The following is an 11,382-nucleotide window of genomic DNA, read 5'->3' as shown; positions in this document are numbered from 1 at the left end:
CATCATTTAATCAAGATATTTCAAAATGAATTGTAAATGATGTTACAAGCATGCGTTGTATGTTTGCTGGAGCAGTGGCATTTAATCAAGATATTTCGAAGTGAGATACTTCAAAAGTGGTGGATATGGGTTATATGTTTTATAAAGCTTCTTTATTTAATAAAGACTTATCAAAATGAAATGTAAATGAAGTATTATGACATGGATGATTTGCTAAAAATTCAGGGTTTGAAAATGATCCTAACAAATGACCCAAATTTAAAAATTAAAATTTTAAAATAATAAATATTTTTTTGTGCCATTTTATTTAATTAGTAAAGTCACTTGCTAATTAGCATTAGCAATATTTTTGCTTTTAGTTGTAATTTTAATTAGATAAAATTTAATATTATTGTAAAATTAAAATAAACAATAGAGGAGTCATAATTATGGCAAGTAAATTTTATGCAGTAAAAAAAGGTAGAGTCATTGGAATATTTGAAAACTGGAATGAATGTGAAACACAAATTAGAGGTTATGCTGGTGCTCAGTATAAAAAATTTGCAACTAAAAAAGAAGCTCAAGATTATTTAGATGATAAAATTCAAATAAAATCTGAAAATCAGTATAAATATGAAGTAATAGCATATACTGATGGTAGTTTTAAAGAAGAAATTAATCAATTTTCTTATGGACTTGTTTTCTTAAATAATGGCAAAAAAGATATATTTTATGAAAAATTTGATGATGAAAATTGAGCAAAATTAAGAAATGTTGCTGGAGAAATAATGGGTGCACAAAAGGCAATGCAGTTAGCTTTGGAAAATAATATAAAATCAATTTTAATTTGTCATGATTATGTTGGAATTAGTAAATGATGTACTGGTGAATGAAAAACTACTAAAGTAGAAACAAAGGCATATAAAGCATTTTATGATAAAATAGCAAAAGATGTTAATGTTTATTTTAAATGAGTTAAAGGTCATAGTGGTAATATATATAATGATGAAGCAGATGCTCTTGCTTGAAAAGCATTTAATTTAAAAAAAATGTCTAAACCAATAATTTAAATGTTAAAAAGGTGGTAAATAACATGATTAATAAAAAAATAATATTATCAACTTGTTTAGGAAATATTATTGGAGGTAGTTTGTTTACTCTTTCTGATCTATATCAAAAAAGAGAACAAAATATTCTTGAATTTGATATTACTTCAGCTATAACAGTGCTTTCAGGATGTTTTACTGGTGCTCTTTTTGGTTTTATTTCAGGTCTTTTTTGTTGTTTAAATGATGAAGAAGATAATGGTGATTATAGAGAATTTTTTGAAAGTCAACAAATCATTGATAACACTCATTCTTTTCAATCTTCAAACGAATTTGCGCCTTTATTGCAAGAATATATTCTTGAAATTAATGATGAACAATTCATTCCTAATAATAATGCAGATCTTGTTTTTAATCCTCGTTTAGTTTATTAAATATGGCACTTAGGCACTTAGGCACTTAGCCCTTTTTACTAGACCATTAATTTAAAAAACCTGAATGTATTCGAAAAACAATTGTGTTATATAATTAACACTAATTTTGACATGAAAGGATTTTTATTAATGGATAAAATTAAACAAATAGAATTATTTATTAGAAAATTAAATATTAATCAAAAAATTAAAATTATTGATCATTGCAAGAATCAATATTCGATTAGACATCTTTCTCAATATCTTCAATTAAACAGATCAACATATTACTTTTTAAAAAACAAACAAAAACCTATTAAAAAAGAAATAAATCACCTTGATCATTGTAACCATAAATATCAAAAATTATGCAAATTTTTAATTGAATTTCATTCTACAAGAAAAGGTAGAATTTATGGATATTTACGAATTTTTTCAGCATTTAAAGAATGATTAAAACAAGAAAAAAACATTCACTTAAATATAGAATTATCAACAAAACAAATGCGAAAAATTATGAAAGATCACAACATCCAAGGTTTAAAACAAACTAAAAATAATAATAGTAAAAATAAAAAGACTGCACATAAATGAATACCTACAATGGATAAAGTCAACAAAAATTATAAAATCACAACTTCTTCTAATCAAATTTGATCAATGGATACTAAACAAATCAATACTAAAGAAGGCTGATTATACCTTTTGGTAATTATTGATTTTTATTCAAATAATGTTGTTAGTTATAATACTGCTTCTAATAAATCATATAAAGATTTAATAAAACCTGCTCTTGAAAAAATAACACAACAATTTTCTTTAAAACAAATCAAAAGCGTTATTTTACATTCAGATAATGCTGCTGAATTTTATTGCCAAGACATATCCAACTGAACTATTGACAAACAAATAATCTTAAGCAAAAAGCAACCTTATGATATTGGCGGTAATGTTCTATCAGAAAACTGATTCTCACATTTATCTCAAGAATGATTACCCAAAGGTTCAAACCAATATTTAACAATCAATGAAGCTATAAATGATGTAAATCAATATGTTATGTTTTATAATTATGAAAGAATACATTCTAAATTTCTAAAACCACCAATTTTACAAATTAAAATTTAGAAAAAAAGTATGAAAGTGGTCCAGTAATTAGGGCCAACCACCCTTATTGATTTTTATTCAAATAATGTTGTTAGTTATAATACTGCTTCTAATAAATCATATAAAGATTTAATAAAACCTGCTCTTGAAAAAATAACACAACAATTTTCTTTAAAACAAATCAAAAGCGTTATTTTACATTCAGATAATGCTGCTGAATTTTATTGCCAAGACATATCCAACTGAACTATTGACAAACAAATAATCTTAAGCAAAAAGCAACCTTATGATATTGGCGGTAATGTTCTATCAGAAAACTGATTCTCACATTTATCTCAAGAATGATTACCCAAAGGTTCAAACCAATATTTAACAATCAATGAAGCTATAAATGATGTAAATCAATATGTTATGTTTTATAATTATGAAAGAATACATTCTAAATTTCTAAAACCACCAATTTTACAAATTAAAATTTAGAAAAAAAGTATGAAAGTGGTCCAGTAATTAGGGCCAACCACCCCCAAAGGTTCAAACCAATATTTAACAATCAATGAAGCTATAAATGATGTAAATCAATATGTTATGTTTTATAATTATGAAAGAATACATTCTAAATTTCTAAAACCACCAATTTTACAAATTAAAATTTAGAAAAAAAGTATGAAAGTGGTCCAGTAATTAGGGCCAACCACCAAAATTATGTTCGAAAAATATAAGAACCTGTTTGGAATCTTTTATAAAATAACGTAAAATGACTATATATTTTAAGATAAGGGGTATATATGCATAAAAATTATCCAAGTCATGTTACTAAAGAACAATTTGAGAACATAAGATCAATTTTAGAAAATAGCAAAAAGAAAACAAAACCAAGAAATTTAGATTTATATGAAGTATTTTGTGCAGTTTTATATGTATTAAAAAGTGGATGTCAATGAAGAATGTTACCAAAAAATTTTCCAAAATGACAAACTGTATATTATTATTTTCAAATTTGAAGTAAAAATAGTGATAAAGAACCTAGCACTTGACAAGTAATTTTAAAAAAAATTAGTTAGAAAAGTTCGTATCAATAATGGTAGAAAAGAACAAACTAGTTTTTGTATAATTGATTCACAAAGTGTTAAGAACACAGATACTGCTAAAAATAAAGGTTATGATGCTGGTAAAAAAATTTCAGGAATAAAGCGTCATATTGCTGTTGATTCTCAAGGCTTACCACATGCAATTTACATAACCACAGCAGAAAAAACAGATCGTAACAGTGCTATAATAATGATTGAAAATGAAAAAGAAAATTTATCTAAAGTTCAAAAAATACTAGTAGATGCTGGTTATACTGGTGAAAAATTTGCTTTTAAAATCAAAACAATCATAAATGCAAATGTTGAAGTTATCAAACGTAATGAATTACATTCTTTTGTATTATTGCCAAAAAGATGAGTTGTAGAACGAAGTTTTGCATGATTAGAAAAATGCAGAAGATTATGAAAAAATTGTGAAAGAAAATTAAATACTAGCTTACAAATGGTTGTTCTTTCCTTTATTTCAATTTTATTAAAAAGATCCTAAACAGGTTCTAAGACAAATTTATAATTCACAAAGTATAAAAACACAAATAAAAATATTATTAAAATCTCCTTTTATTTGATTGAATAAACAATTTCAAAAATATAAATATGAAGTAACGTTAAATCAATATCAAGCTCAATTAGAAAAATTAGAAAAAGAAATCCAAAAATTAGAAACAAATAAAGGAGGGCGAAATTTTTCTAATAAATTTTGAGTTATTATTAGTTGTGGTCGTTTTAATAATAGTAGAAGCAATGAAATTAAACAACAAAAAAAGGCAAAATTATATGAAATTAAACAAAAGATTTCTGGATTAAGAAATCAAGCAACTATGCAATCTCAATCTTCAACATCTAGACATGCTGTATCTTGAAATGAAATGGATCCTAATGGCTGTTTCAATGAAATTGGATATAACAATGATAGGGGATTTACTTCTTCGTTTTAATATATTAAATAATTGTAATAATAAAAAAGTGAATTAATAATTCACTTTTTTATTATTATATAATGTATTTTTTTCAGTTAATATTTTTAACTAAAATGTGTTTTTTTTATATTTCATCAAAAGAGGAGTTAATGACTTTACTTTTACATAACTTGGATAGATGGTTGATTTGAATCTGGATGATCTATCGGTTCGCTTTCATTTATTAAGTTTGAATTAAATGGTTGAAAATTAAATTGTTTTATTAATTTTTTAAAACTATAATTTTGTGCTTGTTGATTAGCAAATCTTTCTATTCCTTTTATACTATTGGTTGCTATTTCTTTTGCAATTGAAATTTTTGTTCAAAATCAATCAAAATAAGAAAAAGAAAAAGAAGTAAGAGTATTTTCAAGAATTACTGTCAATAGTGTTAGTGGAAGTGCTTTTTTAATATTTTCTAAATTTATTTCTTTTTCTTCGCCATAAAGACCAGTTAATATATTTTTAAAAATTGATACAAAAAGAAGCATACTAACAGTACTACCATATTTAATAATTTTTGAAAAGTTTTGATTTTTTAAATTTTGTCATAATTTTTCAATGCAAGGTTGAGCAATTTTATCAAAAATTAATTCTTCAATTAAAATACTAGTAAAAAAGATACTTATTCTTTCTATAAAAGAGATGAAGTTGAAATTTTCTTCACTAACATGTAAATATAAAAATTGATCTCAAATACTAATACCACCAATTACTAAAGAAAAAGATAAGTATTTTCATTTATTTTTTAAAGAAATAAGTTTGTAATTTAAATAAGATAAATTCATTACTATAACACCACTAATACCACTCATTAATACATCTCAAAAATTATGATAAAGATTTTCAGGTAACTTTTCTTTATGAAAATAATTTTTAGCTTCAAATAATAATACTGATCCGAAAGCAAAATTTAAAAAAATTGTATTAGGTAAACACATATATTTTGAACTTAAAAATTTTTTTAAAAAATTAGGTTTTTTTTTATTTATTGGTAAAAAAGTAGTTAAATCCAAGTCATTTAAATTATTATTGTATTCTCTTTCTTCTTCATTATTGTATATTTTATATTTTGTTTCAATTTTTTTATTTTCATTTAAATTTGATAATTCTAAAATAACTGCACCATCATTTAATATAATTTCTTTCATTAAATATAATTGATTATTAATATTTGTTATTTTTTCATTTAAAACATCACCTGTTATAAATTTCGTATTATATTCTCAATTACCATTAATATCTAATCTTTTTTGTGTTTTTCCACCATAACGATCATCAGTATCCCTTCAATCATTGCTAAAATTAACAATAGTATGTACTGAATCACCATCAAATAATAAATTGTTTAAATTATTATTGTATTCTCTTTCTTCTTCATTATTGTATATTTTATATTTTGTTTCAATTTTTTTATTTTCATTTAAATTTGATAATTCTAAAATAACTGCACCATCATTTAATATAATTTCTTTCATTAAATATAATTGATTATTAATATTTGTTATTTTTTCATTTAAAACATCACCTGTTATAAATTTCGTATTATATTCTCAATTACCATTAATATCTAATCTTTTTTGTGTTTTTCCACCATAACGATCATCAGTATCCCTTCAATCATTGCTAAAATTAACAATAGTATGTACTGAATCACCATCAAATAATAAATTGTTTAAATTATTATTTTCTCTTGCATTTGTTATTTGAACATCATTTAAAGTTATAATACTTTCAGTACTAGATGAATCATTATGATTTATTGATATATGTGAATTATTAATTCCATTATAATTAATATGTGCACTTGTTTCTAATAAAGGTAATTTTTCTGTATTAATCATTTTTTCATCCCTTTCAAAATAAAAAAACCATTTACTTTAAAATGAAAGTAAATGGATTAAAAAACTTATATTAATTTTTATATTTATTATAAAGAAATAAAACGTATTTCACAATATATTTTTATCTAGTATTTTAAATAAAGTTTATTTAATTTATTTTTTATTAAAAATATAATTGAATATAAACTAAAAAGCAAAAAATATGGAAAAAAATAAAAAAGTAAAACTATTAAAGATGATATCATAAAGAAATATAATCAAAATAAATATAAAATAATGATAAAAAATCAGAAAAAAAGTTTTAGACAAAGTAGTTTAAATATTAAAAATAATTTAATTATTAGATTCTTTAATATCATTAAACAATTATCACAGTGAATTCAATTATCATCATAGGCAGTTTGATTTGCTTGTATTTTAATTAAAAATTATTAACGATCATCACCATTATTAATAGTACCTTTAACAATAACATAATCACATTTTGTTAATGCAGATAAATCTTTACCACCAGCATAAGAAATAGCAGATTGTAAATCTTCTTCCATTTCTTTATAAGTATCAGCAATTGAACCTTTATATGGAACAAGTATTTTTTTACCTTCAATATTTTTCGCTTCCGCTTTGTTAAAAATACTTGCTGATCCAAAATATTCTTTGTAAGATTGACCATTTATTGTAACAATTTTGCCAGGTGATTCATCATAACCCGCTAAAATACTTCCTGCCATAATCATAGTGGCACCAAAAGCTATTGCTTTAGCAATATCACCATTACATCTAATACCACCATCTGCAATTAATGGTTTAGTGGTGCTATTGGCAACATCTTGTAAAGCATTTAATTGTCAACCACCTGTACCAAATCCAGTTTTTAGTTTAGTAATACAAGCTTTTCCTGGGCCAACACCAAATTTAATTGCATCAGCGCCTCATTTTTCTAAATCTTTAACAGCGGTTTTTGTCATAACGTTACCAGCAATAATAAAAGGTTTAGTATTTGTTTTAGCAAAAGTAGTTTTTATAAATTTAATCATTTCTTCCATAGCATTACTATGACCATGTGCAATATCAATAGTAATAAATTCTGGAATTAGATTCAGTTTGATTAATTGTTCAAGTAACTCTTTATCCTCTTTTTTAACACCAATGCTAATTGAAGCATATAACTTTTGTTCATGCATACTTTTAATAAATTTAATTTGATCGATATTAAAACGGTGCATTACATAAAAGTAATTATTTTTAGCCAATCAAATACATAATTCTTGGTTAATGACAGCACTCATATTTGCCGGAATAATTGGAATTTTAAAAGTAAAACCATTTAGTTTAACACTGGTATCACATTCTTTTCGTGATTTAACTATTCCTTTATTTGCAATTAGATTTATATCTTCAAAATCAAATTTCACATTCATTTTTTATTTATTCTCCTTAGTCTTTACTAATTGTAATAGTCAAAATATGTACATATTATTTTATAACGTTTTAAATAAAATGCTAAAGGACTAAAACACCATTAGTATTATATATTATTTTTTTGCAATTTAATTATCTTTATTATTAATTAAGTCTGATAATTGGTTAATCATTTTCTTTAAATTAGTAATTAATGGGTTATAAACATCAATTTGTGTTAAATCAACACCCGCATCTTTTAAAATATCTAATGGATATTTGCTGCCACCGGCTTTTAAAAAGTTAAGTAAATTTTCTTTTTTGCCATTTTTAACATCTTCATAAAGTTTATAAGAAACGGTAATTGAAGTAGCATATTTATAAACATAATAAGGTGAGTGGAAAAAATGAAGAATTCGTGGTCATGAGTATCCTTTTGCTTTTTCTTCGTATTTATCTAATGCTTTTTGTCCATATTTATTAGCTGTATTTTCAAATAAATCAGCCAAAATATCGGCGTTTAATGGCACTTCTTTTTCTACTAATTTATGTGCTTCTCATTCAAATTCAGCAAATTGAATTTGACGAAAAAAAGTACCAATTACAGTTTCAATATGAGTTTGTAGTAAGTAAATGCGTTCTTGATTATTTGACGCTTTATTATATAAATAATCAAAGGCTAGATGTTCATTAACTGTTGAAGCAACTTCAGCTAAAATAATTGGATAGTCAGCATTTGGATATTTTTGATATTTTTCTGAAAATAGGGTGTGAACAGAATGACCTAATTCATGAGCTAGTGTATTAAGTGAATTAATAGTATCATCTCAATTCATTAAAATAATGGGTTCTACGCCATTACCACCTGTTGAATAAGCACCAGTTCGTTTATTTGTGTCTTCATAATAGTCAATTCTACCTGGTAATAATGCTAAGTTTAACTGCTCTAAATATTCATCACCTAAGATACTTAAAATTTCTTTGACTGAATTAATACCTTCTTCAACACTGAATTTTTTAGTTGGTATTGTTGTCATTTTTAAACTAGTATCGGTACTATAAAATTTTTTAAATTTAAAAAATTTACGTTTTAAATTATAAAATTCTTCTACTAAAATAGCGTGTTTCTGTCCTGTTTTTATTAAATTTTCATATAGTATTAATGGTACATCATCACTTAATAAACTATATTCTAAAGTAGTTAAATGTTTTTTATTATCTTTTTCTTTATCGTTGTTACGAATTTTTATTTCTTCAACAGCTACTTCTAAAATGCTTTCATAAACTTGTGCTAATGAATGTTTTTTATTTTTAATATCTTCATAAAATTTTTTTGAAATATCAATTCTTAATTGTTGATCTTTTACTGGATTACTATTTTCTAAAATGTCTAAATATAAAGTTTGTGTTAATTCTTGTTCTTTATTTTGATAATTAAACATTGTTTTTTGTTTATCAGCATAAACCAAACTATCATATAAACCACCAGCAGCACTTCTTGATTTGCTAACTTTGCTTAGTAAAGTTTCATCGTGCTCACTTAAAATAAATTTTTCAAATTTAAAAAAAACTTCCATATCATGTTTATATATCATTAATGAGGGGTCATTATTAATTCAGTTTTTAATAGTTTGTAAACCAATAGTTTTGATTTCTGGTTCAATTCATGCTAACTTTTCCGATAACTTACTTTGTTGAGTCGCAAATAAACTAGATAATTGTTGCAATTCTAAGTTAGTTTGATCTAAATCTCCATAATGTAAATATTGCACAACTTTAGAGCCTAACATTGATATTTCTTTGCTAATTGCTAAATATTTTTTAAAGTTATCAATATTATTTAATTTTCCTTTAAAAGTTAAAAGTTGATTGGCAAATTTATCAAACTCAGGTAAAGCTTTTTTTCAAGATTCATTATTAATAAATAAATGCTTAAAATCTCAGCAGTACTTTTTTTTATCTTTTTCATTTAATTCAGAACGCTTCATAGTTTTTGCTCCATTCTATGGTAATATTACAATACAATAATAATACAATAATATTGTTTAACTTATCTATTTTTGTTGTAATTTTCGAAAATATTAATTCAGATATATTGTAATTATTTTAATATTACCATTTAGGAGTGAAAATATGGATAAAAATATTCTACTTAATGTTAGTAGTAAACTTGAATTAAAATTAAAATTAACAGCGGTATTTGCTGATAAAGTTCCTCATGAATTGATTGCTAAAGAAAAAAATAAATTAACATTAATTTCTGAAGATAAAACTTATTACCTATATTTAGGTGATAGTAAAGGCTTAACTCGTAATGATGTTTATAATTTTTTTGTAAATTTTAGTAGTAATAATAGTCAAGATTTGGATATTGATGTCAAATCTTTTGTTACGAGTAATTTAGATGAAAGTATACTTTTACAAACTATATATGAAGCATTATGATTCGGTACTTTTAAAGAATATACTTTAAAAAGTAAAAACAATGAAGAAAAAAAAGTTAAATATAATGTTGTTTCAACAGCAAAATTCCCTAACTATACTTCACAACAACAAATCGAAATTCAAGGAGAAAGTATTAATTTAGCACGTAATTTGCAAGATATGCCACCTAATTTGTTATATCCCGAAGTTTTTGCAAAAAAAATTCAAGATGCAGCAAAAGGTATTAAAAATTTATCAATAAAGGTTTTAGGGCAAAAAGAAATAACAGAACTAAATATGAATTTATTATTAGCAGTTAATGCTGGAAGTAATTTTGATGCTCGTGTTGTTGTTTTAGAATATAAAGGTGATCCACAGCATGCCGATGATATTTTAGGATTAGTTGGTAAAGGAATTACTTTTGATAGTGGTGGTTATTCACTAAAACCTTCTTCAGCAATGAAAGGTATGAAATTTGATATGTCGGGTGCAGCTAGTGTATGTAATGCTGCCATTGCTGCTGCTAAATTACAATTAAAAATAAACTTTGTAGCTGTTGCTTGTTTAACAGAAAATAAGATTGGTAGTCATGCTACTTTAGTAGAAACAGTCTTTACTTCAATGAATGGTAAAACTGTAGAAATTAATAATACCGATGCCGAAGGAAGGTTGGTATTAGCAGATGGTATGACATATGCTTTACGTAAAGGAAAAGCAAATCGTATTATTGAATTATCAACTTTAACTGGTGCAATGCTAGTTGCATTAGGTAGTTATATGACTGGTGCTTTTGCTACTGATGATAAATTATTTAATGATTTTGATTTATCATCACAACAAACTAATGAAGAAATTTGAAGAATGCCAATTCATCAACAAAATATTTTAAATATGCGTTCATCTAAAATAGCTGATTTAAGTAATCTTTCTAAAGATCCATATGGTGGTTCATCAAATGCTGCTGCATTTTTAAAAGAATTTAGCGAAGATAAACCATTTTTACATTTAGATATTGCGGGAACTGCTTATAAAAATGATCGTGGTATGGGTGTATTAGTTAAAACATTAGTTCAATATATGAAAAATTATAGTACAAGTAAATAAAGTTATAAAAAGGAATAATC

Annotated in this window: 10 protein-coding genes; 7 read left to right on the top strand and 3 right to left on the bottom strand. The window is 24.3% G+C overall.

The features are described from left to right. From M0D11_RS03850 to M0D11_RS03825, 6 genes are all read left to right on the top strand, one after another. Positions 1 to 269 (top strand): BspA family leucine-rich repeat surface protein (locus M0D11_RS03850; RefSeq protein WP_252320253.1); only part of this gene is annotated, 269 nt, incomplete at its 5' end. 159 nt (positions 270 to 428) lie between these two features. Then, positions 429 to 1,049: a ribonuclease H1 domain-containing protein gene (locus M0D11_RS03845; RefSeq protein WP_252320251.1), complete on the top strand. Its 621-nt coding sequence runs from the start codon at positions 429 to 431 to the stop codon at positions 1,047 to 1,049. Positions 1,050 to 1,072: 23 nt separating this feature from the next. Further along, entirely contained in the window at positions 1,073 to 1,459 is a 387-nt protein-coding gene (locus tag M0D11_RS03840) for a hypothetical protein (RefSeq protein WP_252320249.1), read from the top strand. Between the two features lie 111 nt (positions 1,460 to 1,570). Then, a complete protein-coding gene (locus tag M0D11_RS03835; RefSeq protein WP_252319878.1) occupies positions 1,571 to 2,566 on the top strand; it encodes an IS3 family transposase in 996 nt (331 codons plus the stop codon). A 764-nt stretch (positions 2,567 to 3,330) separates the two neighbouring features. Next, positions 3,331 to 4,120 (top strand): IS5 family transposase gene (locus M0D11_RS03830; protein ID WP_368862531.1). Its coding sequence is split into 2 segments (ribosomal slippage): positions 3,331 to 3,599 and positions 3,598 to 4,120, totalling 792 coding nucleotides; the frame shifts between segments, so codons are not numbered across the junction. 79 nt (positions 4,121 to 4,199) lie between these two features. Then, positions 4,200 to 4,568, top strand: coding sequence for a hypothetical protein (locus M0D11_RS03825; protein WP_252320247.1), 369 nt, complete (start codon positions 4,200 to 4,202; stop codon positions 4,566 to 4,568). A 143-nt stretch (positions 4,569 to 4,711) separates the two neighbouring features. Here M0D11_RS03825 and M0D11_RS03820 read toward each other — a convergent pair whose 3' ends face one another. The 3 genes from M0D11_RS03820 to pepF form a co-directional block, all read right to left on the bottom strand. Continuing rightward, positions 4,712 to 6,433 (bottom strand): hypothetical protein, encoded by a 1,722-nt coding sequence (locus tag M0D11_RS03820; RefSeq protein ID WP_252320245.1) that lies wholly within the window; start codon positions 6,431 to 6,433, stop codon positions 4,712 to 4,714. Positions 6,434 to 6,864: 431 nt separating this feature from the next. Then, positions 6,865 to 7,854, bottom strand: coding sequence for a GMP reductase (locus M0D11_RS03815; RefSeq protein ID WP_252320243.1), 990 nt, complete (start codon positions 7,852 to 7,854; stop codon positions 6,865 to 6,867). 129 nt (positions 7,855 to 7,983) lie between these two features. Then, positions 7,984 to 9,822 carry an oligoendopeptidase F gene (gene pepF, locus M0D11_RS03810; RefSeq protein ID WP_252320241.1) on the bottom strand — a complete coding sequence of 613 codons (1,839 nt, stop codon included), beginning with the start codon at positions 9,820 to 9,822 and terminating at the stop codon, positions 7,984 to 7,986. 145 nt (positions 9,823 to 9,967) lie between these two features. Here pepF and M0D11_RS03805 point away from each other — a divergent pair, with 145 nt between their 5' ends. Next, positions 9,968 to 11,362 carry a M17 family metallopeptidase gene (locus tag M0D11_RS03805; RefSeq protein ID WP_252320239.1) on the top strand — a complete coding sequence of 465 codons (1,395 nt, stop codon included), beginning with the start codon at positions 9,968 to 9,970 and terminating at the stop codon, positions 11,360 to 11,362. The last annotated feature ends 20 nt before the right edge of the window (positions 11,363 to 11,382 follow it).

It is taken from the genome of Spiroplasma endosymbiont of Lariophagus distinguendus (assembly GCF_023846195.1).
In the GTDB taxonomy this organism is placed as follows: domain Bacteria; phylum Bacillota_I; class Bacilli_A; order Mycoplasmatales; family VBWQ01; genus Spiroplasma_E.
Note: the sequence above shows the minus strand (reverse complement) of the source record. Positions and strands in the feature narration are given on the sequence as shown.